Source organism: Pacificoceanicola algae, from assembly GCF_049341065.1.
GTDB lineage: Bacteria > Pseudomonadota > Alphaproteobacteria > Rhodobacterales > Rhodobacteraceae > Pacificoceanicola.
In genome coordinates this window covers 112,752-134,106 of the sequence record NZ_JBMPIX010000010.1, presented here as the reverse complement: position 1 = coordinate 134,106, position 21,355 = coordinate 112,752, and the positions used below count along the sequence as shown (strand labels likewise).

The following is a 21,355-nucleotide window of genomic DNA, read 5'->3' as shown; positions in this document are numbered from 1 at the left end:
CTGAGAGGGGGCAGAGGCGAGTTAAGGGAAGCGCGCCACGATCTCGCGCGCGATCTGTTCTGACAGCTTTTGCCGTGTGTCGGGGCTGTCATTTCCTGTGGTCACGATGAACATCACCCGACCGCGTCGATACCAGACCGTCAGTTGCGCGATCTCAGCCACCCAAAGGGCCGCCTCGCCGATGTCGGGCAAGGTCACTTGAGGGGCAGATCCAAACGTCTGAGCCAGCTCGGCAATCATGATTTCGCGCTGCGCCAAGGCGGTTTGCGGGTCTGACTCTGAGATATTCTGGCGCAGCAACAGCGTGACGGCGGGCAGGCCATCGTCGCCCAGCGCTGAACACATGCTCATCAAGATGTCATTGCCTGAACGATCCTGCGTTGTCTTATAATCAAGGCTCTGCCCCGGCAGGGTATCGGCGGGCAACTCGCTCAGAATATCACAAGCCGATGGCAACGGTTCGGCCTCGGGCACCTTGCCCATTGCGCCGATCAGCAGCACGCTCAGAGCAAGGAACGCGATGCGCCGCGCCGCTCTCATCGCCGCACCAGTTCGACGCGCCGGTTCAGCGCCCGTCCTTCATCGGTTGAATTATCAGCCACCGGGGACAGCGGGCCGACACCGGCTGGTTGCAGACGCTCCCCCGCCACGCCAAACCGCTCGCTTAGCGCAGCGACGACGGCAGCTGCACGGCGCTGCGACAAATCCATGTTGTACTCAAAACTTCCGGTCATGTCGGTGTGGCCCACAACGAACAGCGTCAGTGACGGATCGCTGTCAGCCAGCGCTGCGATCTCGGCCAGTGTCGGATCAGAGGCCGCCGTCAGGCGATCACTGTCGTAGTCGAACAGAATGCCATAAAGCGATATCCGCCCCTCGGCCCCGAGGGCCACGGCCATCTGATCAGCAGTTACGGTTTCCATCCGCCGCTGCAACGGCGCGCCGTCGATCACGTCCAGAAGGACCAAAACCTTGCCTTCCGTCTCGGGGTGGAGGTCGAATGTCTCGAAGGCGACGTAAACCGACACGCTGCGCCCTGTCTCGGGGTTGCTGGCGGCATAGTACTGCTGATCGTCACGCGGCGACGAGAAGGCGTTGCGGGTGATCTGACCCATGTTGGTAAGGCGCCCGTCGCTTGGGTAGAAATGCCGGACCATGGCGGAAACCGGGCCGCAGTTCTGTTTGGCGCAGGCATAGTCTTTCTCAAAGCCCTGATCGTCCAACTCGGCCTGATAGTTTCGGATCACCTCCAGCGGGGATCGATCGCCCGGTACGGCATAAATGATCCGCGTCCGCGGACCTTCGACGCTGCGCACGAGTTCAGCCCCATCGTAGGTGACCGGACCCATTGGCATGTCGAGCGCGTCAAAACCCGACTGGTCGTAACCTATGATCACGGCCCCTTCGATTCGGGGCAAACCTTCGGGATCGAAGGCACCCGGAACATCCGCCAATTGCTGAGCTACCAGCGGTTGCGCCAGCACACCGATTGCACATAGGAAAAAGAGAAAGCGCTTCATGATGACCTCGCATTTGAACGAAGCCTAGATCACTCCAGTCGCGCGGGGATTGATCTGCGTCATCTGCAAACGCAGGCCATCCACACTGAAATCATGGTTCGCAGCTCAGTCCTTTTTGTCACCGCTCGAGGTCACAAAATCGTAGGCGACCAAGAGTATCGTCAACGCGATGACGATGACCAGATCCGGGCTGGGCACCTTGAACGCGAGAATTCCGAGGAAGCCTACAAAAATGACAAAGGCGAAAAGTGCAAGCATGCGATTCATGATTTATCCCCTGTCGTGGTATCGTCATTGAGCGGCGGCGTGGTCGCCCAGTCATACAACCACTGCCCCGTTCGCAATAGCCGCGTGTCGTTGCCACGCGGCCCGACAAGCTGCACGCCCATCGGCATGTCGTTTTCCGCAATCAGAAGCGGCAGGCTGAGGCAAGGCGTGCCGCAGAAAGTCCAGAGCCCGTTAAAGATTGGATCGCCGGTGGAATCCAGACCTTTTGGCGCCGGGCCAGTCGCAGAAGGACACAGGATCGCGTCACACCTTTCGAAAATCTCTTCCAGCGCGGCATTCAGAATTTGCGGAAAGTCGCAGGCAGACAGATAGTCACGGGCCATGGCCGCATTGCCTTTTTCGATGGCTTCTCGGGTTTCGTCGCCCAACTGCTCAGCACCATCACGCCAGTAGCGATAGTAGTGATACGCCATTTCCGAGAAGTTGATCAGCGCGCGTTGCGATGCCGCCGCTTTGAAGGCATCCGGCAATGCGACCTCAAAGACCTGATCGCCTAGCGCTGCGACCAATTCCTCGAATGCGGCATGCAAGTCCGGATCGGCGTTTTCCCAGCCGGGCGGCTTGACGAAGGCGAAGACCGGGGCCAGCGGGGGCTTTGATTGCGCCGCCTGCACCAGTGCTGGCGCGGGTTCCTCATGGGTCGCTGGATCGCCCGCGTCGTGGCCAAACAGAACTTCTGCCAACAAGGCGGCTCCGCCGGGATCGCTGGCAAAAACACCCACGGTATCCAGCGTAGGAGATTGGGTCAGAATGCCGGTTCGCGGTATTGCGCCGAATGTGGGCTTGTAGCCGGTGACACCGCAAAACGAGGCTGGACGAATGACAGACCCGCCGGTTTGCGTGCCAATGGCAAGTGGTACCATTCCGTCAGCCACAGCAGCTGCAGACCCCTGCGAGGATCCGCCCGGCGAATGTTCAAGATTGTGCGGGTTGGCCGTCTTGCCGGGATGCATGAAGGCCAGCTCGGTCGTCACGGTCTTGCCCATGATGATCGCGCCCTCGGCCTTGAGTCGCTTGACGACAAAGGCGTCGCTAATGGGAACGCGCCCGGCATCAAGGGCACAGCCGTTTTCCGTCGGGATCCGGGCCGTGTCGATGACATCCTTGATCCCGACCGGAAGCCCATGCAGGCGGCCCAATGGGCGACCGGCGCGGCGATGGGCGTCCAGCGTCCGGGCCTGCGCGCGGGCAAAGTCGGGATCGAACCACGCCCATGCTCCGACCTCGGGTTCACGCGCTTCGATCCGTGCGATGTAGCTTTCGACAAGCGTCAACGCATCAAGCGCACCCGATGCCAACCTGTCGCGCAACAGCAACGTGCCGGGAACGGCCGCAAACCGTTCCTCTGCTTTCCGCTTAGCGTCCATAGAACATATCCGGCAGGTAGAACACGATCTGTGGGAAGACATACATCAGCACCATGCTGATGATGACGCAGAGCAGGAACGGCATGACACCCTTGAAGATCTGCGTCAATCGCAGCTCGGGTGGGGCGATCCCTTTCAGGTAGTAGGCCGACATCGCCATTGGCGGCGTCAGAAAACTGGTTTGCAGGTTCAGCGCGACCAGAATGCCGAAGAACAGAGGATCAATGCCAAAGACTTCGAGCAGCGGCAGGAAGATCGGCACAAAGATGATGATGATCTCCGACCACTCCAGCGGCCAGCCCAGTACGAAGATGATCAATTGCGCGATGATCAGAAACTGGATCGGTGTCAGGTCAAGTCCGGCCACGAACTCGCCGATGACCTGCTCACCGCCAAGGTAAGAAAACACCGCCGAGAAGGTATAGGACCCGACGAACAACCAGCAGACCATCGCCGTGGTGCGGATCGTCAGGTAGACGCTTTCGCGCAGTCTTTGCCATGTCATCGCGCGGTAGAGGAACGCCAGAAGGATGCCGCCCAAAGCGCCAATCGAGGCGGCTTCAGTTGGTGTGGCAAGACCAAACAGAATGGACCCCAGAACCGCGAAGATCAGGAAGGCCAGCGGCACAAAAGACGTGACGATGAGCAATAGAAGTTTGCCGATCGGCATGTCAGGCACTTCGTCCTCCGTCGGACGGGGGGCGGACGACGGCTGCAGGACCGACCTGCCGATGATATAGATCAGGTACAGCCCGACCAGTGTCAGCCCCGGCAGGAGAGCCGCCGCATAGAGCCGCACAATCGAAACGTTGGTCGCGGCCGCATAGACGATCAACATGATCGACGGGGGGATCAGAATCCCGAGCGTTCCGCCGGCGCAGATAATACCGGCCGCAAAAGACGGATCATAGCGCGCTTTGAGCATGGCAGGCAGCGCCAGCAGGCCCATAAGAGTAACCACGGCGCCCACGATCCCCGTGGCCGTCGCGAACAACGCGCAGGTGATCAGGGCGGCAACGCCCATCGACCCCGGCAGGTTCTTTGACGCGATATTCAGTGTGGTGAACAGACGGTCGACGATATTCGACCGCTCCACGATATAGCCCATGAACAGGAACAGCGGGACGGCGGTCAGCACCTCGTTCGACATCACCGTGAATGTCTGGTTCACGAACAAGTCGAATATTCGGTTATTGAAGAACCCTTCGATCCATGTCGACCAACTGTCCCAAGAACTGGCTGTCTCGTCCAGTCGCTCGAAAGCCCGCCACATGCGACCGGGATCGAAGTAGGCGAAATAGCCAAAGCCGATCCCCATCGCCATCAGCGTAAAGGCAATCGGAAAGCCCAGGAACACGAAAACGATGAACAGGCCCAGCATCATCAGGGCAACTTGCGGGTCGGTCATGACAAATGGTCTTTCTCGGCTTTGTTGGCTTCACGCATCAACAGATCTTCGGTCTCAAAAACATCCTCAGGGGCTTCGACCCATTCATTGGTGCGCATGGCGATGATGCAGCGCATCAGTTGGGCGATCCCCTGAATGAACAAAAGCAGCCCCGCTGCAACGATGACGGCCTTGAATTGATAAATCGGAACGCCAGCCGGGCTGGCAGCCGAGACTTCGCCGTAGCCCCATGACCTCGAGGCGTATTTCCAACCCGCGAAGATCAGGGCGGTGACGCCCGGGAAGAAGAAGATCAGATAGAGGACGAAGTCGATCTTGGCCTGCGTGCGCGGTTGCAAGAGCCGATACAGGAAGTCGCCGCGAACATGGCCACCCCGCGACAGCGTGTAGGCCCCGCCCATCATGAACAAAGTGCCATACATGATAAAGGAAACGTCCAAAGCCCAGGCGGTCGGATTGTTCATGACGTACCGCACGAAAACCTCGTAGCCCGTGCCAACGGCCATCACGATGATGAGCCAAGCAAATGCCTTGCCGAACCATGCCGAAAGGTTATCGGCGAACCGAATGTAAGAAATCATGGTGTCCCCGCAGATCGTCCGAAAAACCTCGGCGCGATCCGCGCCGAGGTTCAATATGGTCGTCCAGACTGGATTAAAGCTTCACTTTGCCCGGGAAGTAGTGGTCATACGCCAAGCCGTAGTCCGGAGCGTTCATCAGCTCGTAGTAGGACACCCGCTCGACCCAGGCGCGCTGGCTGTCGAGGGTCTTTTTCATGAAGGGATCGGCTTCCAGTTCGGGGATCAGCTCATCCCAGGCTTTCAACTGTGCGTCCAGAATCTCTTTCGGGGTCCGGTGCACGGTAACGCCTGCTTCGTTCTGCAACCATTGCAGGTCGGCAGAATAGCGGTCCATCGCCTTGGCGGTGTTTGCTGTCGAAACGGCCTCGACGCCGTATTTCAGGATCGCTTGCAGATCCGGGTCCAGATCTTCGAGGAACGAGCGCGAGAACAGGAACTCGAAGCTTTCCGACGCCTGATGGTAGGACGACAGATAGTAGTTCTTTGCCACGTCCTGCGCGCCAAAGTCCTTGTCCGAGGATGGGTTGTTGAACTCGAAGGCATCGATCACGCCGCGCTCCATCGCGGGGACAATCTCGCCGCCGGGCAGCTGTGCGACGGACATGCCGATCTTGGCCATCAAGTCAGCAGCAAGGCCAACGGTGCGATATTTCAGGCCCTGAAGATCGGCAACCGTGTTGACCTCGCCTTTGAACCAACCGAACGGCTGCGCGAACATCGGGAAACCAAGGTGTCCAACGACATCCAGACCCATGATGTCTTGCGTCAGTTCGTTGTAAAGTTCCTGACCGCCGCCGGCATAGAACCAGGACAGCATGGTCGTGGCGGAACCACCGAAGACGGGGCCGGTGCCAAACAGCGACGCGGCTTTGTTTTTGCCATACCAGTAAACCGGCACAGAGTGGGCAGCGTCGATCAGACCGTCGTTCACGGCATCAAGCACCTGAAATGCGGCAACAACGGCACCGGCTGGCAGCACGTCGATCTTCATCCGTCCGCCCGACATTTCCTCGACCCGGGTGGCATAGTCGCGGGCGAAATCCTGCCAGATGTTTGCGTCGTTCCACGACGTCTGCATTTTCACGACAAGCGGTGCCTGCGCCAAGACGGCGGGGGCTGCCAACACGCCACCGGTTGCAACGCCGCCAGCAAGCGCCGACTTCGTCAAGAAAGACCGGCGGTTCAGATTTTGGTTCTTAGTCATGTTTCTCCTCCCAGAGAGATCGTCAAAGTTTTAGTGCTGCTCCAAGCAGAGCAGAATGACGCATCGTGCTTAAGCAGTTAACCCCGCGTCGGCAGTTGGCAAGTATGTTAGCGCCAGACAAGAATGACGGCTCACGCACTTTTACGCAACGTCACATTCCTTTTTCAGCATGCTGCGAACGGACCTGACAGCGATTCTTTGTTGACTCAAACCGAGCCGCACGCTCAGGTTGCGCCACTGATGTATAAATCAGGTTAGGGAGGAATTTCCATGAAAACCATGCTGACTGCAGTGGCTGCTATGTCCATAGCCGCCGGAACCCTGCATGCGCAAAGCGCTGAACTTCCGTCAAATATTGAACGCCTGCAAAGCATGCAGTCGACCGGAATAAAGGATTTCACGGTTGTCGATCAATCCGGAGATTACGCGGACGGGATCAAGAAGACCCTCGAGCGGATCAAGCTGCCTGACGGCTTCAAGATCGAGCTTTATGCCGTGGTGCCGGACGCGCGCCATATCGCTGTCGGGCCGCAAGGCGTCGCGGTGTTTGTCGGCACGCGCAAGGACAAGGTCTGGGTTGTCACCGACCGCAACAAGGATCGCGTTGCGGATGAAGTCAAAGATTTTGCCCCGTCGCTGACCTTTACCATTCCGAACGGCGTCTGTTTCAGCCCCGATGGTTTTCTTTACATCGCCGAACAAAACCGCGTTTTGGTCTTTCCGGCAGCCGAGTTCTTTTACGAGTCGCCCGATGTCGCGGTTGGACAGGTGGTGCCACAAGGCGAGTTGATCCCGGCCGACGAGGAAAGCTTCAATCACACGGCGCGCGTCTGCGATATCGGACCTGACGGCAAACTCTACATCTCGCTTGGGCAGCCGCATAACGTGACGCCTCCTGACAAGATCCAGAAATACATGGACACCGGGATTGGCGGGATCATCCGCATGAATCAAGACGGCACGGGACGCGAGATCATAGCCCGTGGCGTGCGGAATTCCGTTGGACAGGACTTTGACCCTACCACTGGCGATCTGTGGTTCACCGACAATCAGGTTGACGGCATGGGGGACGACATTCCCCCGGGCGAGATTAACCACATGACCCAAGTCGGCCTGAACTATGGCCACCCCTGGTACGGCGGAGGGGATGTCCGGACCAACGAGTACAAGGACGTGGAGGTGCCAGTCGACGTAACCATGCCTGTGTCTGAAACCATCGCCCATGCGGCCGATCTGGGCATGGTGTTCTACACCGGAAACCAATTCCCCGAAAAGTATCGCAATGCCATCTTCTCGGCGCAGCACGGATCCTGGAACCGCACGACGCCGGTCGGCGCCCGGGTCATGGTCAGCACTGTGGCCGAAGATGGCACGGTCACAACCGTGCCCTTTGCCGAAGGTTGGATTGACGAGAACGGCGAATATCTGGGCCGCCCTGTCGATGTTGCGAACTTGCGCGACGGGTCGATCCTTGTGTCTGACGATCTGGCGGGTGCGCTTTATCGCATCAGCTACGGCGAATAATGCGTAGCCTTGCAATGAGCCTCGGCGGGATTCTCCTCGCCGGGGCAGTGTTCGCAGACACTGCGGCAGGTGGCGACCCGGAAACGGGTCGCGCGCTGGCAAAGCAGTGCAGGACATGCCATGGCATCGACGGCTATGCCAAAATCCCGATCGCACCCCATATCGGCGGAGAACAGGCTGCCTATCTGGCTGCCCAACTGACCGCATTTCGCGATGGAACTCGCGTGCACGAAATGATGTCAGTTGTCGCCAAGTCGTTGAAAGATCAAGAGATCGCGGACCTGGCCGCCTGGTATTCAAGCCAGAAAGCGACGGCTACTGTAACGGGGGATGCCGCTGATGCTCCTGAAGCATGCGTCAGTTGTCATGGCGTTGACGGAATCGGTCAGATGGAGGGCGTGCCGAATTTGGCAGGCGAAACAAACATCTATATTGATACGCAGTTGCATGCTTTTCGAAGTGGAAAACGAACGCATGAAATCATGAGCGAAATCGCCAAAGACATGACGGATGAGCAAATCCGCGCCGCAGCTGATTGGTACGCCAGCATACAACTCGAAATATCGCCAGAATAGAATTGCCATCGTCTACCGCGACGAGTTTCGCTCTGCGGCATGTCTGGCCGCGGTGACAAACAATAGACCGCGAGATAGCTGGATTTATTGATGCGCCAGCCAGCTTGGCAACCTTGGCGTTCGGCCCTCGAAACCCGAAGGCGAAAAGGTTCAGCCGGAGCCGCTCCTAGTGATGCGCTTTCGCCGCGAAGAAGCTCTTGCGATCTAGTGAAACCGCATTTTGCCAAGAAGCCTTTCTCAGCGCGGCCAAGAATGACAAAAGCCGCCCACTTGGGCGGCATTCATCAAATTGATCTCGTTGGAGGATCAGTGGTGAGCCGTGCAGGATTCGAACCTGCGACCCACTGATTAAAAGTCAGTTGCTCTACCAACTGAGCTAACGGCCCACTAAGCGCGGTCTTTAAGAAGAACCCGAGACAGGGTCAACCCCATCCAGTGCTTTTTTCGAGCAAGTTAAAAACTTCCTGCCAAATCCGCTGCTTCTCAAATCGACAGACCCGGCATCATTGGGGTGCCGGGTCATTATTTTCTCAGGATCGCCCGATCAGACCGGCTCGCAATAATCCTCCAGGTCTTCTTCTGGCTCTTCAACCGCAGGCTCTTCCTCCTCGTCAGTGCAAAGCGAGGAAATCAGGTCAGTCAAATCGGCCTTGGGTGGCAGACCAGGTCCGTTCACGCCATCGGTACTATAGGCAATGTCGCGCGGCAGATCGTCCGGGCCATCCGGGTCGTCGGGATCAGGCATGATGATTTCGGAGACACCCTCAAAGTGGCCCAAAGCAACAGGAACGCCTTCGTCATCAAGATATTCAACCGAGCCAGAAAAGGTCCCGTCATCGGGGTTTTCTTCAAGGTTGATGACGCGGATCGCGCCTTCTTCGGTCAAATCCAGCACCAAACCGCCATCGCAGGTCGCGTCGTCGCCGGGGTCCTCGGGCGTGGGATCATCGGGGGTTTCCTCGCCCGCCGTCCCGGTCCCGTTCGTGCCACCGGATGCGCCATAGCTGCCCCCGTGGCTACCACCTTTGCTGCCGGTGCCGCCCGATGTTCCATCAGTGTTTTCGTCTGAGCAGTCGTCGAAGTGATCGGCGAGATGTTCATCATACCAATTCTTCAGGCCATCACCCTCCACACCGCCATTATGGTATGATGTGCCACAGCTGGCTTGGGATCCGCCCGAGGCTGCGCCCTGAGTACCCTGAGCCCCTTGCGATCCGGATGTGCCATTGGTGCCAGCAGAGGCGCCCTGCGCGCCGTCAGATCCGTTGCTGCCCCCGCCTGAGCCTTTTGAGCCCCCGCTCCCCTGGCCCGATGCGGCGTAGGACTTATCGCCGTGGCTTGCCTTGCCGACATGTTCGTCTTTGACGCCATGGCTTCCGCGCCCGCCATGACCATGGCCACCTCTCCAGCCGCCACGAGTGTCGCAACCGTCGAACTTTGGCATCTGCCATACTGAATGGAACATGGACGTGTATCCTCACTCGTCCGAGCGATTCACAATCAGCATTCCGCGTCTGAAGTGAACACCCCGGTGCGCCCCCACCCCGGTTGCCCTAGTGATACCGCCATCATCACAGTTTTGACAAATTCTGGTTCAAATTTTGTCCCAATTGCCCCCTGCTTTGGGAACGATCCCTTGCGACGCCGCGCATTGTAGACCGTCAGCAAAACAAAGCCCCGACGAATCGCCCTTCATTTGGCCGTAGGACACCACAATTTAGGCACTTTTCCCGGCCAAATTTGCCGCAAGACTTTGTGGAGCCTCAAATGAACAAACCGCTGCGCCTTCAGGATCAATTGAAAATCGCCGCCGAGGCCTATTTCCAATCACCTGTCCGCAAGATCACCTCGCCCGGTGGCTCTGGCCGGGCCAGTCAGCGGCTGCATTTCGATGATACGACGGTGATCGGCTCGCTACGGCCCAATTTCCGGCGCACCCATCTTGAGGCCTATATCCTTCAGCGACTCGATCCTTTTTGCGATGATATCCCTGTGTGCTTTGGCGTGGTTGAGAACATCATGTTTCAATCCGACGTCGGAGATCGACGCCTGAATCGCGAGATTGTCGATTATGACAGCGGCGATCAGGTCGCCATCGCAGAAGAGGCGGTTGCCGCCATTTTCCGCATTCAGGCCGCCGCCCGCAAAACCGAGCTTGCCGACACCCTCCCGCATCTGGGCAGTAACACCGACTGGATCAAGGAATTTGTGCAAGGTCCGCAGATGTTTCAGGACTTTCTCGAACAAGGGGTGCCTGACAGTTACCCTGTTCAGGAAATCGCCGCCCTTTTGGATTGCCCGGCGACTCAGTTCGTCAAATGGGATTGCAGATCAGGCAATGCAGCGTTGGATGACGACGACCGCCTGCGCTGGTTCGACTTTGAATACGCCGGAATGCGCCATGGTGCCGAAGATTTCGCTTGGTTGATCGGGGATGAAACCTGGCCGCTCGACGGCGAAACGATGCTGGATATCGTGGAAGACGGCTTTGACCCTGCCTGTGGGCACAGCCGCGCCGATTATCTGGACTATCTCCATGTCTACACGGTCTTGCATTGTATTCAACGGCTTAGGTTGATCGCCCGGGATGCGCCAAAACGCGGTTGGCTGGAGCAAGAGCGCATTCGGCAGAAAGACGATCTGGGCCTGCATCCGGCCTTTGCGGCCCATCTATGCGGTGTCGCGGCCTATTTCGCGGATCGCAACCCGCTAACGTATATGCTGGCGCCGCTGCTTGAAACCGCCGAAGCCGCCTTCCGCAACATCCTTGAAACTGGGCAAGCCTGACCTCTGGATTCGCCGCGCGCGCGGGCGTATATGCCCCCTATGACAGATTGGCGCGACACAGGACTGCCCTTCATGAAGATGCACGGGCTCGGGAACGACTTTGTCGTGATCGACAGCCGTGCGCGTGACGTGCAGGTGACTCCGGAACTGGCCATCGCGGTGGCTGATCGCCACATGGGCGTTGGCTTTGATCAGCTTGCGGTGATCGGGCCGTCCAAGGACGGCGACGCGCATCTGGTGTTCTATAACGCCGATGGCTCAACTGCGGGCGCTTGTGGCAACGCCACCCGTTGCATCGCGCGATTCCTGATGGAAGAGACCGGGCAGGACAGCCTTTCCCTGACCACCGAGCGCGGCACTCTCTATGCCAAGGACGCGGGCGACGGGCTGACCTCGGTCAACATGGGGCTTCCGCAGTTGCTCTGGGATGAAATCCCGCTGGCCGAGGAAATGGACACGCTGGAACTGCCCATCGAGGGCATGCCGACCGCGACCGGCATGGGCAATCCGCATTGTACGTTCTTCGTCGAGAATGCCGAGGCAATCCCGCTGGAACAATTCGGCCCCCGCTACGAACATCACCCGCTTTATCCCCAACGCACCAACGTGCAGGTGGCCAGTGTCATCGGCCCCGATCACCTGAGGATGCGGGTATGGGAACGCGGCGTTGGCGTGACCATGGCCTCGGGTTCGTCTTCTTGCGCCACAGCCGTCGCCGCCGCGCGCCGTGGTCTGACCGGTCGCAAGGTCCAGATCGATCTGGACGGCGGCACGCTTTGGATCGACTGGCGCGAAGATGGCGTCTGGATGACCGGCGCCACCATGCATGTCTTTGACGGCATCTTCACACCCGCCTTTCTGGCCGCGCTATGACTGCGCCCAAGTTCACCACGCTGGGCTGCCGCCTGAACGCCTACGAGACTGAGGCAATGAAAGCCCTCGCCGAGCAGGCCGGCGTCAGTGACGCGGTGATCGTGAACACCTGCGCGGTGACGAATGAAGCCGTCCGCAAGGCCCGGCAAGAGATTCGCCGCCTGCGCCGGGAAAACCCCAACGCCAAGGTGATCGTCACCGGCTGCGCGGCGCAGATTGACCCGGACAGCTTTGCCGCCATGGCAGAGGTCGATGCGGTCATCGGCAATACCGAAAAGATGGCGCCTGAAACATGGGCTGGTCTTTCGGCGAATTTCATCGGCGATACGGAAAAGGTTCAGGTCAACGACATCATGTCGGTGACAGAAACCGCTGGCCACCTGATCGACGGCTTTGGCACCCGCAGCCGCGCCTATGTGCAGGTCCAGAACGGTTGCGATCATCGCTGTACCTTCTGCATCATCCCCTATGGCCGGGGAAACTCCCGCTCGGTTCCGGCCGGGGTCGTGGTCGATCAAATCAAACGGCTTGGTCAGCAAGGCTACAACGAGGTGGTGCTGACCGGGGTCGACCTGACGTCATGGGGCGCGGATCTGCCCGGCACGCCGCGCCTTGGCGATCTGGTCATGCGGATCCTGCGCCTGATCCCCGATCTGCCGCGCCTGCGCATCTCATCCATCGATTCGATCGAAGCGGATGACAACCTGATGCTCGCCATCGCCTCCGAGCCGCGCCTGATGCCACACCTGCATCTGTCCCTGCAACATGGCGACGACCTGATCCTCAAGCGGATGAAGCGGCGGCACCTGCGCGACGACGCCATCCGTTTCTGCGAAGAGGCGCGCCGCCTGCGTCCGGACATGACCTTTGGCGCCGATATCATCGCCGGTTTCCCCACCGAGACCGACGCGCATTTCGAAAACTCGATGAAGCTGGTGACAGACTGCGATCTGACATGGCTGCACGTCTTCCCCTATTCCGCCCGCCCTGGCACGCCGGCCGCGCGCATCCCTACCCAGATTGACGGCACGACGATCAAAGCCCGCGCCGCCCGCCTGCGCGCCGCAGGGGACGCCCAGGTGACCCGACATCTTGCCGCACAAACCGGGCTGACCCATCAGGTACTGATGGAAGCGCCCGACATGGGGCGCACCGAACAATTCACCGAAGTCTCCTTTGCCGCCCCGCAACCGGTTGGCCAGATCGTGTCAGCACTCATCAAGGGTCAAAGCGGCTCGCAACTGGTGGCCTGATGCACCCCAATCCGATCTTCAGGCGGACGGGCACGCAAAATGCCCTGGATTTTGCAAAAGAGCGCGCATTTGGCATTCTGACGACGTCGAGCTCAGGCGCACCGCTGATCGCTCACCTGCCCTTTTTGTTGTCGCAGGACGGAAACGAGGCGGACTTGCACCTTATGCGGTCCAACCCGATCTGCCGCGCGGCCCAAGACGGGCAGACCGCCTCGCTGATCATTTCAGGCCCGGATGGCTATGTCTCTCCTGATTGGTATGAGATCGACGATCAGGTGCCCACATGGAACTACATCGCCGTGCACCTGACCGGCACGCTGGAACCGCTGCCTGTGGAAAGCCTTGACGCGCTGCTTGCCCGCCAGTCCGCCTTTTACGAAGCGCGCCTTGCGCCAAAGCCCCCTTGGACAATGGACAAGATGACGGCGGAGACACGCGCGCGATTCCTGCGCATGATCCTGCCTTTCCGGCTGCACATCGAAGATGTTCAGAGCACCTGGAAGTTGGGGCAAAACAAACCCAATTCGGTTCGCATGAACGCAGCCAGCAAGGTTCACAGCGGTTTCGGCTCCGACCTTAATGGTTTGGCTGAACAGATGATGCGGCCACCCAAATCGGAATGATGGTGCTGGCGCTCTTTTCTGTTGAAGAATTTGCAGTCCCCGGGCCGGACAAAGCCGCAGACGGTTTGCGCTTTTTCGCAGAATGGGCCATGACGCCTCCATGACAGATCAGCAACGCGCCCTCTTCGTCCATTTTCTGACCGCCACCGGTGCCGTCTTTGCCATTCTGGCCCTTCTGGCCGCGGCTCAGGAAAAGTGGTCAATCATGTTTCTCTGGTTGGTCGTCGCCTTCTTTGTCGACGGCATCGACGGACCACTGGCCCGCAAATTCGACGTCAAGACCAACGCGCCGCGCTTTGACGGCGTTCTTCTGGATCTGATCATCGACTATCTGACCTATGTCTTTATCCCGGCATTTGCGCTGTTCCAAAGTGGGCTTTTACCCGGCTGGACAGGCTGGTTCGCGATCATCGTGATCACCTTCGCCAGCGCCCTGTATTTCGCCGACAGTCGCATGAAGACCGAGGACAATTCCTTTCACGGCTTTCCCGGTTGCTGGAACATGCTGGTTCTGGTCATGTTCGCACTGTCGCCCAACTTCTGGATCATCCTTGCGCTGGTCGCCGTGCTGTCTGTCGCGATGTTTCTGCCGCTGAAATTCATTCACCCGGTGCGCACCGAGCGGTGGCGCAACCTGTCATTGCCGATCGCCCTTGCGTGGACTTTCTTTGCGGGTTGGGCGGCGTGGGTCGATTTTCATCCCCAAAGCTGGGCGCATTGGGGTCTGAGCGCGACATCGCTCTATTTGATCAGTGTCGGCATCGTGCAGCAAATTGTGCCGGCTCGGTCCTAGCCCAGGGATTTGATCGCCGGATAGCTGCCGCGAAAGGCCTGATACGCCTCTTCATAGGCAGGGCGCAGATCCTCGCGCGGCTCGATGGTATGCGCCACGGTTGGACGAGTCATGATTTCCTCGACCGCCCCCTCACCAGTGCCCACCATGGCCAGTCGCGCCGCGCCCAACGCCGCGCCAAAATCTCCGGCCTCGGGCAGGTCCAGTGGAAGTCCCAGCGTCGTCGCAATCGTTTCGACCCAAAAACGCGAGGCCGTGCCGCCACCAATGGCCAACAGTCCGCCCAGTTCCGCACCGGTCTGGCCAATCGCCTCGGCGCAATCTCGCAAGGCAAATGCGACGCCCTCCATCACCGCTTGGGTCATCGCTTTGCGGTCGCTTTCGACCCCAAGGTTCAGAAAGGCACCGCGAATGTGGCTGTCGTTATGCGGCGTTCGCTCGCCCGAAAGGTAGGGCAGGAACCGCAGCCTTTCCGGTCCCTGAATTGCGTCACCCAATTCCCCGGAAAGTTCGGCGGGCTTGGCGCCTGTGACCCGTGACAGCCAGTTCAGACTGTCCGTCGCAGCAAGGATCACACCCATCTGGTACCATTGACCCGGCACAGCATGGCAGAACGTGTGAACCGCCGAGGCCGGCAGCGGCGCATAGCCATCACGACCGGTCAAAAGCACACCGGATGTCCCAAGCGAGACAAACCCCTGACCCTCGCGCATCGCGCCAACACCGCAAGCGGCGGCGGCGTTGTCCCCGGCGCCGCCGACGACTTGAACATTCGCCGACATCCCCCAGGCTTGTGCCAGGTCAGAACGCAACAAGCCGCCAACTTCGCTCCCTTCCACCAGGCGCGGCATCTGCCCGGCGGTCATGCCACCCGCCGCCAACAGATCAGCAGACCACTCGCGCCCACCGACATCCAGCCAAGACGTCCCGGCGCTGTCAGACATGTCAGCGAAGTAGTCGCCGGTCAGATGATAGTTCAGATAGGCTGCGGGCAGCAAAACCTTGGCGATACGGGCAAAGGCCTCGGGCTCGTGTTTGGCCACCCAAAGCAGCTTGGGCGCCGTGAACCCCGGAAAAACAATGTTCCCGGACAGGTCACGTACACCTGAAAGGGCATCAAATTGGGCAGCCTCTTCAAAGCTGCGCGTATCATTCCAAAGGATACAGGGCCGGATGACTTTGCCGTCGTCATCCAAAAGTGTTGCACCATGCATATGGCCCGACACCCCAATCCCGCGCACAGCCGACAGTTCCGCCGCGTGGGACGCCTTGAGACGTGAAATCGCGTTGTCCAAGGCTTCGGTCCAATGACCGGGATCCTGCTCGCTCCACCCTGCGTGTGGATGCGAGACCTCATAGGATTCGGCTTCTGACGCTACCGGAGCGCCTGCGTCATTGACCAACAGAGCCCGCAGCCCCGAAGTCCCAAGGTCCAGTCCAAGAAACACGGCGATCCCTCCTTCGTTTGATTTGCATTTGTGCCTGAGGCAATACAAGTGTCAAACAGGATTGTTGGATCGCGGTCCGAAATCAGGGCTTAAGCACCGACGCCGACGGGACGGTGGGCGGGGCGATGTTCCGAAGGAACGAGCGGCGCTCAGCGCTCCCGCCGTTACTTCTTCTCAAGCGCCTCGATACGTGCCTTCAGCGCTTCATTCTCTTCGCGGGCCTTCTGCGCCATGGCGCGCACCGCGTCGAATTCTTCGCGTGTCACGAAATCGCGGTCCGCTAACCAACGGTCCATCATGCCCTTCATGGCATTCTCGGCCTCATCCTTCGCCCCCTGCGCCACGCCCATGGCGTTGGTCATCAGTTGCGAGATATCTTCGAAAACCTTGTTGCGCGTTTGCATTGGATCACTCCGGCGTTGCATTTCCCCTCATATATGGGCTCCAAAGACGACAGTCACAAGGTTGACTTCCCCTCGACACCAGAGGCAACAGGACGCATGCAGGCTGTTATCCCCTTCCCGAACCTTTCACCCGAGCTTTTCTCGATCTCGCTTTTCGGCACAGAGTTCGCTCTGCGATGGTACGCGCTGGCCTATATCGCGGGCATCCTGATCGGCTGGCGCATCGCGATCTGGGCGGTTCGCCGTCCAAGCCTTTGGCAAGCCAACACCGCCCCGATGACCTCGACGCAGGTAGAGGACCTTCTGACCTCTATTATCCTTGGCATCATCCTTGGCGGGCGGTTGGGCTATGTCCTGTTTTACCAGCCGGGATACTACCTCTCGCATCCGCTGGAAATTCCCATGGTCTGGACCGGTGGCATGTCCTTTCATGGCGGCCTGATCGGCGTGATGCTGGCGATCATCTATTTCTGCTGGCGGACGCGGGTCCCGCTTGCTTCCACCGCGGATCTCGCCGCTCTGGCGGCGCCCACCGGTCTGCTGCTTGGGCGTCTGGCCAACTTCATCAACGCCGAGCTGTGGGGTCGCCCCAGCGATCTGCCATGGGCCGTCATCTTTCCCGGGGTTTCCGCGCAAAACTGCGGCCAGCCTGTCGGCGAGCTTTGCGCCCGCCACCCATCGCAACTCTACGAAGCAGGGTTGGAGGGTCTGCTGCTTGGCCTGTTTGTGTTGGTTCTGGCCCGACGCGGCGCGCTGAAAAAGCCCGGCCTGATCGCGGGCACCTTTTTTGCCGGCTACGGCATCGCCCGGTTTCTGGTCGAATTTGTCCGCCAGCCCGACGCGCAATTCGTCACGGACGGCAACCCGCTTGGGCTTGCGCTGCATGTCGGCGGTTATGGTCTGACCATGGGCCAACTGTTGTCGCTGCCGATGATCCTGGCCGGGGCGATCGTAATCATCTTGGCCCGCAGGCGCGCGCAATGACCCCGCTGGCCAAGATCCTGAGGGCGCAGATCGCCGCCACCGGCCCAATGCCGCTGTCCGACTTCATGGCCGCCTGCCTGATGCACCCCGAACATGGCTACTACAGCACCCGCGACCCCCTTGGGACGGCGGGCGATTTCACCACGGCTCCGGAAATCAGCCAGATGTTTGGCGAATTGCTTGGGCTGGCCCTTGCCCAAAGCTGGATCGATCAGGGCAGCCCTGCGCGCATCACGCTCGCCGAACTTGGCCCTGGTCGCGGCACGTTGATGCAAGACGCATTGCGCGCCACCCAAGGCGTTCCGGGCTTTCATGACGCCCTTTCCCTGCATCTGGTCGAAGCCTCGCCGATCCTGCGCGCGGCACAGGCCCGGCGGCTTGGCAAATATTCCCCTCAGTGGCACGACACTGTCGCATCGTTGCCAGAGGCGCCGCTGTACCTGATCGCCAATGAGTTCTTTGATGCGCTGCCGATCCGCCAGTTCACCCGAGACGGCGACGGCTGGCGCGAATGCGTCGTCGGTGTGCAAGACGGCCTGCTGACGCCCGGCCTGACCGACTCTACACCGCAGCAAGCTCTGACAAACCGCCTGAGTGATACGCGTGACGGCGACATTGTGGAAACCTGCGCCCCTGCCAGCGCCATCGCCAGCGAGATTGGCAACCGTATTGCCGAACATGGCGGCGCTGCTTTGATCATCGATTACGGCGACTGGCATTCGCTGGGCGACACGCTGCAAGCGCTCAAGAACCACGCACAGGCCAATCCCTTTGAAACCGCGGGCGAGGCGGACCTGACCGCCCATGTCGATTTCGAGGCACTCGCCCAAGGCGCCGCTCCCGCCGCGCATTCGCGCCTGACAACGCAGGGTGTGTTTCTGGAGCGGCTGGGCATCACAGCACGGGCGCAAAGCTTGGCCAAGGGCATGGGCAAGGCAACGCTTGAGTCTCACGTTGCCGCACATCGACGGTTGACGCACCCGACGGAAATGGGTTCGCTGTTCAAAACGCTCGCGCTTTTCCCCAAGGGCGCGACTCCCCCGCCGGGACTGGACTCATGACGCTTGAAATTATCACTGCCGATAGCCTCTCTCCGTTTCGCCACGGGTTCTTCACGCGGCGCGGTGGCGCATCGTCCGGCGTGTTTTCGGGCCTGAACTGCGGACCGGGATCGTCAGACCAGTCAGAGATGGTTGCAATCAATCGTGCCCGGGTCGCAGCTGCGATGGAGGTCGACAGTAGCAGCCTTTTGACCGTGCATCAGGTGCATTCGCCCGATGTTGTCACAGTGACGGGCCCGCTGTCCGATCCGCGCCCCAAAGCCGATGCCCTGGTCACCGCAACCGAAGGGCTTGCCCTTGCCATACTGACCGCCGATTGCCAGCCGGTGCTGTTTGCCGACCACGAAAACGGCGTGATCGGGGCGGCGCATGCGGGCTGGCGCGGAGCTCGGGATGGGGTGCTTGAGGCGACGATCGACGCCATGGTCGATCTCGGCGCCGACCGAGATGAGATTCAGGCCGTGATCGGGCCCTCGATCTCTCAGCGCGCTTATGAGGTCGGGCCCGAATTCCTTGAAGATTTTCTGCTCGACGATCCGGCCAATGCCCGGTTTTTTGCGGGCGGTGCCGACGACCGGGTGCATTTTGACCTGCCGGCCTATGGCTTGCACCGTCTTCGCGAAGCCGGGGTGGAGGCCGAATGGACCCGCCATTGCACCTATTCCGACCCGGATCGCTTTTATTCTTTCCGTCGCACGACCCACGCAAAGGAAGCAGACTATGGCCGCTTGATCTCGGCCATCCGGATGTAAATCCGCTGCGACGAAACAGTGACGGCATTGTCGCCGTATTATCCCCGATCCGTCACAAGCGCGCCCCATTCCACCGCCAAAGTCCTATGCAGACAGTTTGATACAAAGGCGACAGGCAAGGACCCCAGGCATGAAACAACAAAGCCGCTTCATCAAATCCATCATCGCCGCCTCGAAAGAGCAGCAGCCACCCATGCCTTGGTTTCGCGGCAACTCGCGTGCGGCCTTTGTCCAAAAGCGCAGGCCTGCCGAGCCGCAGTTGAAGCGCGCCTGACGGACCTTGCGATTCGCCCCCCCTTTGGGGGAATGTGGCAAAGATGTTCTTCAATTCTTAACAATCCCGCTGATCTATGCCGGATTAGCTTTTGGATCATCGCCAAATTCAGTTCAATTTTGACCGACCGGGCAGATTGCGGCTAAATCTGATCAAGTTTTAGAAATCGCAACAGTCCATTTGGCGTTGTTGGTGGGGGCCAACACGGATGTGACGAACCTTACGAGGGGATCACATGACAAGCCTCCGCCATAATCTGTCAGGCGCCCAACGCGCCGAGTCCGTTCAGATTCCCCAAGACCGCGCCCTTCGCCAAGACGATCAACCGCGCCGCAACGTGACGCTGATGCGCAAGTACGAGGCGGCAGCGCTTTTGCCGGACCTGACGATCTCGTTCAAAAGCCATGTGGCCCCTGCGACGCCACTGTTCGAAGAAACCTCGACAGCCTTTGCACGCGGCACGCTGATCCCGACGGTTCGCGGACCCGTCGCCATCGAAGACCTTCTACCCGGCGACTATGTTGAAACCGCAGGCGGATCGGAACCCGTCATGTGGATCGGATCGACAACCTATGTGCCGGGGCGAAACGACGATGGCACCTCGCTGAATGCGTTGATGCGCGTCACTTCCGGATCCTACGGCCTTGGCCGCCCGGATTTCGATCTGCTGGTCGGACCGGCGGCCCGTATGGTCATCAAACACCAGAAGCTGGGCACATTGCTTGGGCAAGACTGCGTTCTGGCCCCGGTCTCGGACTACGCCGATGGCGACCGCCTGTTCGAAGTGACCCCCGCCGGAACCGTGCAGATGTATCATCTGATGACGCGTCGCCATACGATCCTGAAGATTGGTGGCATCGAGATGGAGACGTACCATCCCGGGAAATCTGCCGGGCAAGCGTTGGGCCAGAACCTGCGGTCATTGTTCCTGTCGATGTTCCCAAATATTTCCCAACTTGAGGATTTCGGGCAGGTCAGCATGACCCGCACCAGCCGCGAGGTGATCGACAGTCTGATCGACACCTGACAAGAAAAAGGCGGGTCCATCCCCGCCAACTCTCTCTCACTCTCCGAAAAGGTGCGGGCTGTCAGCGCGCACCTTTTTCTTATGCCGAACGGCTGAGGCGCTCTTCCAGTACTTCAAAGGGTACGCCCGGCTCGTCCTTGGCGCCACGGATCACCAGCGAAGTCTTGACACTTGCAACATTCAGCGCGGTCAGCAGATCGCCGGTCAGAAAGCTTTGGAAGGTTGACAGGTCCGGCGCGGCGCACTTGAGGATAAAATCAACTTCGCCATTCAACATGTGGCATTCGCGAACCAAAGGCCATTCCCGGCAACGTTCTTCAAAGGCACGCAGGTCGGTTTCAGCCTGGCTTTGCAGGCCGACCATCACAAAGACCTGAACTTCAAAGCCCAGTTCCCGCGCATCGACGTCGGCGTGGTAGCCTTTGATGAATCCCTGCTCCTCAAGAGCGCGCACCCGGCGCAGACAAGGCGGCGCGGATATGCCAACTCGCTTGGCCAATTCGACGTTGGTCATGCGGCCATCCGCCTGCAATTCTGCAAGAATCTTCCGATCAATCGGATCCAGCCGATGCCCTGCCATGTACGCCTCCTCGTTTCGCGATTGTTATA

23 protein-coding genes and 1 tRNA gene are annotated in these 21,355 nt (G+C 59.6%); 12 read left to right on the top strand and 12 right to left on the bottom strand.

The genetic code is table 11. The features are described from left to right. Positions 1–21: 21 nt before the first annotated feature. The 7 genes from ACOYQJ_RS15835 to ACOYQJ_RS15805 all read right to left on the bottom strand — a co-directional run bounded on the left by ACOYQJ_RS15835 (position 22) and on the right by ACOYQJ_RS15805 (position 6,368). Positions 22–540, bottom strand: a complete 519-nt coding sequence (locus ACOYQJ_RS15835; protein ID WP_422907012.1) for a hypothetical protein — start codon at positions 538–540, stop codon at positions 22–24. Next, the gene (locus ACOYQJ_RS15830) at positions 537–1,520 is read right to left on the bottom strand and encodes an OmpA family protein (protein WP_422907011.1); all 984 of its coding nucleotides are present in this window, start codon (positions 1,518–1,520) and stop codon (positions 537–539) included. The genes ACOYQJ_RS15835 and ACOYQJ_RS15830 overlap by 4 nt, the downstream gene beginning before the upstream one ends. Before the next feature lie 105 nt (positions 1,521–1,625). Then, positions 1,626–1,787 carry a hypothetical protein gene (locus ACOYQJ_RS15825; RefSeq protein ID WP_422907010.1) on the bottom strand — a complete coding sequence of 54 codons (162 nt, stop codon included), beginning with the start codon at positions 1,785–1,787 and terminating at the stop codon, positions 1,626–1,628. Then, complete coding sequence (locus ACOYQJ_RS15820) at positions 1,784–3,175, bottom strand: amidase (protein ID WP_422907009.1); 1,392 nt, start codon at positions 3,173–3,175, stop codon at positions 1,784–1,786. The genes ACOYQJ_RS15825 and ACOYQJ_RS15820 overlap by 4 nt, the downstream gene beginning before the upstream one ends. Beyond that, positions 3,165–4,583, bottom strand: coding sequence for a TRAP transporter large permease (locus ACOYQJ_RS15815; RefSeq protein ID WP_422907008.1), 1,419 nt, complete (start codon positions 4,581–4,583; stop codon positions 3,165–3,167). Before ACOYQJ_RS15815 ends, ACOYQJ_RS15820 begins: the two co-directional genes overlap by 11 nt. After that, complete coding sequence (locus tag ACOYQJ_RS15810; protein ID WP_422907007.1) at positions 4,580–5,164, bottom strand: TRAP transporter small permease subunit; 585 nt, start codon at positions 5,162–5,164, stop codon at positions 4,580–4,582. The genes ACOYQJ_RS15815 and ACOYQJ_RS15810 overlap by 4 nt, the downstream gene beginning before the upstream one ends. A 73-nt stretch (positions 5,165–5,237) precedes the next feature. Further along, positions 5,238–6,368 carry a TRAP transporter substrate-binding protein gene (locus tag ACOYQJ_RS15805; protein ID WP_422907006.1) on the bottom strand — a complete coding sequence of 377 codons (1,131 nt, stop codon included), beginning with the start codon at positions 6,366–6,368 and terminating at the stop codon, positions 5,238–5,240. Between the two features lie 270 nt (positions 6,369–6,638). On the opposite strand from ACOYQJ_RS15805, the gene ACOYQJ_RS15800 reads away from it, so the two are divergent. Together ACOYQJ_RS15800 and ACOYQJ_RS15795 are read left to right on the top strand one after the other, a co-directional pair. Then, complete coding sequence (locus tag ACOYQJ_RS15800; protein ID WP_422907005.1) at positions 6,639–7,892, top strand: PQQ-dependent sugar dehydrogenase; 1,254 nt, start codon at positions 6,639–6,641, stop codon at positions 7,890–7,892. Next, entirely contained in the window at positions 7,892–8,467 is a 576-nt protein-coding gene (locus ACOYQJ_RS15795; RefSeq protein WP_422907004.1) for a c-type cytochrome, read from the top strand. The genes ACOYQJ_RS15800 and ACOYQJ_RS15795 overlap by 1 nt, the downstream gene beginning before the upstream one ends. Positions 8,468–8,777: 310 nt before the next feature. On the opposite strand, the gene ACOYQJ_RS15790 is transcribed toward ACOYQJ_RS15795, so the two are convergent. Further along, positions 8,778–8,853 (bottom strand) — tRNA-Lys (locus ACOYQJ_RS15790). A gap of 158 nt (positions 8,854–9,011) precedes the next feature. Beyond that, entirely contained in the window at positions 9,012–9,932 is a 921-nt protein-coding gene (locus tag ACOYQJ_RS15785) for a hypothetical protein (RefSeq protein WP_422907003.1), read from the bottom strand. A gap of 302 nt (positions 9,933–10,234) precedes the next feature. On the opposite strand from ACOYQJ_RS15785, the gene ACOYQJ_RS15780 reads away from it, so the two are divergent. The 5 genes from ACOYQJ_RS15780 to ACOYQJ_RS15760 all read left to right on the top strand — a co-directional run bounded on the left by ACOYQJ_RS15780 (position 10,235) and on the right by ACOYQJ_RS15760 (position 14,796). Next, complete coding sequence (locus tag ACOYQJ_RS15780; protein ID WP_422907002.1) at positions 10,235–11,254, top strand: hypothetical protein; 1,020 nt, start codon at positions 10,235–10,237, stop codon at positions 11,252–11,254. 30 nt (positions 11,255–11,284) lie between these two features. Beyond that, entirely contained in the window at positions 11,285–12,127 is an 843-nt protein-coding gene (gene dapF / locus ACOYQJ_RS15775; RefSeq protein WP_422907001.1) for a diaminopimelate epimerase, read from the top strand. Continuing rightward, positions 12,124–13,380 (top strand): tRNA (N(6)-L-threonylcarbamoyladenosine(37)-C(2))-methylthiotransferase MtaB, encoded by a 1,257-nt coding sequence (gene mtaB / locus ACOYQJ_RS15770; protein ID WP_422907000.1) that lies wholly within the window; start codon positions 12,124–12,126, stop codon positions 13,378–13,380. Before dapF ends, mtaB begins: the two co-directional genes overlap by 4 nt. Continuing rightward, the gene (locus tag ACOYQJ_RS15765) at positions 13,380–14,003 is read left to right on the top strand and encodes an FMN-binding negative transcriptional regulator (RefSeq protein ID WP_422906999.1); all 624 of its coding nucleotides are present in this window, start codon (positions 13,380–13,382) and stop codon (positions 14,001–14,003) included. The genes mtaB and ACOYQJ_RS15765 overlap by 1 nt, the downstream gene beginning before the upstream one ends. A 100-nt stretch (positions 14,004–14,103) precedes the next feature. Next, the gene (locus ACOYQJ_RS15760) at positions 14,104–14,796 is read left to right on the top strand and encodes a CDP-alcohol phosphatidyltransferase family protein (protein WP_422906998.1); all 693 of its coding nucleotides are present in this window, start codon (positions 14,104–14,106) and stop codon (positions 14,794–14,796) included. Here the strand turns inward: ACOYQJ_RS15760 and xylB are convergent. Both xylB and ACOYQJ_RS15750 read right to left on the bottom strand, forming a co-directional pair. Next, a complete protein-coding gene (gene xylB, locus ACOYQJ_RS15755) occupies positions 14,793–16,244 on the bottom strand; it encodes a xylulokinase (RefSeq protein WP_422906997.1) in 1,452 nt (483 codons plus the stop codon). The genes ACOYQJ_RS15760 and xylB overlap by 4 nt on opposite strands. Positions 16,245–16,408: 164 nt before the next feature. After that, a complete protein-coding gene (locus ACOYQJ_RS15750; RefSeq protein ID WP_422906996.1) occupies positions 16,409–16,648 on the bottom strand; it encodes an accessory factor UbiK family protein in 240 nt (79 codons plus the stop codon). A 96-nt stretch (positions 16,649–16,744) separates the two neighbouring features. Here ACOYQJ_RS15750 and lgt point away from each other — a divergent pair, with 96 nt between their 5' ends. The 5 genes from lgt (at position 16,745) to ACOYQJ_RS15725 (ending at position 20,746) form a co-directional block, all read left to right on the top strand. Continuing rightward, entirely contained in the window at positions 16,745–17,632 is an 888-nt protein-coding gene (gene lgt / locus ACOYQJ_RS15745; protein ID WP_422906995.1) for a prolipoprotein diacylglyceryl transferase, read from the top strand. Continuing rightward, the gene (locus ACOYQJ_RS15740) at positions 17,629–18,693 is read left to right on the top strand and encodes a class I SAM-dependent methyltransferase (RefSeq protein ID WP_422906994.1); all 1,065 of its coding nucleotides are present in this window, start codon (positions 17,629–17,631) and stop codon (positions 18,691–18,693) included. Before lgt ends, ACOYQJ_RS15740 begins: the two co-directional genes overlap by 4 nt. Further along, positions 18,690–19,445: a peptidoglycan editing factor PgeF gene (gene pgeF / locus ACOYQJ_RS15735; protein WP_422906993.1), complete on the top strand. Its 756-nt coding sequence runs from the start codon at positions 18,690–18,692 to the stop codon at positions 19,443–19,445. The genes ACOYQJ_RS15740 and pgeF overlap by 4 nt, the downstream gene beginning before the upstream one ends. Before the next feature lie 130 nt (positions 19,446–19,575). Beyond that, complete coding sequence (locus ACOYQJ_RS15730) at positions 19,576–19,719, top strand: hypothetical protein (RefSeq protein ID WP_422906992.1); 144 nt, start codon at positions 19,576–19,578, stop codon at positions 19,717–19,719. 235 nt (positions 19,720–19,954) lie between these two features. After that, on the top strand, positions 19,955–20,746 hold the full coding sequence (locus tag ACOYQJ_RS15725; RefSeq protein WP_422906991.1) for a Hint domain-containing protein: 792 nt from the start codon (positions 19,955–19,957) through the stop codon (positions 20,744–20,746). Between the two features lie 79 nt (positions 20,747–20,825). Here ACOYQJ_RS15725 and ACOYQJ_RS15720 read toward each other — a convergent pair whose 3' ends face one another. Further along, positions 20,826–21,326 (bottom strand): Lrp/AsnC family transcriptional regulator, encoded by a 501-nt coding sequence (locus ACOYQJ_RS15720; protein ID WP_422906990.1) that lies wholly within the window; start codon positions 21,324–21,326, stop codon positions 20,826–20,828. Between the last annotated feature and the right edge of the window lie 29 nt (positions 21,327–21,355).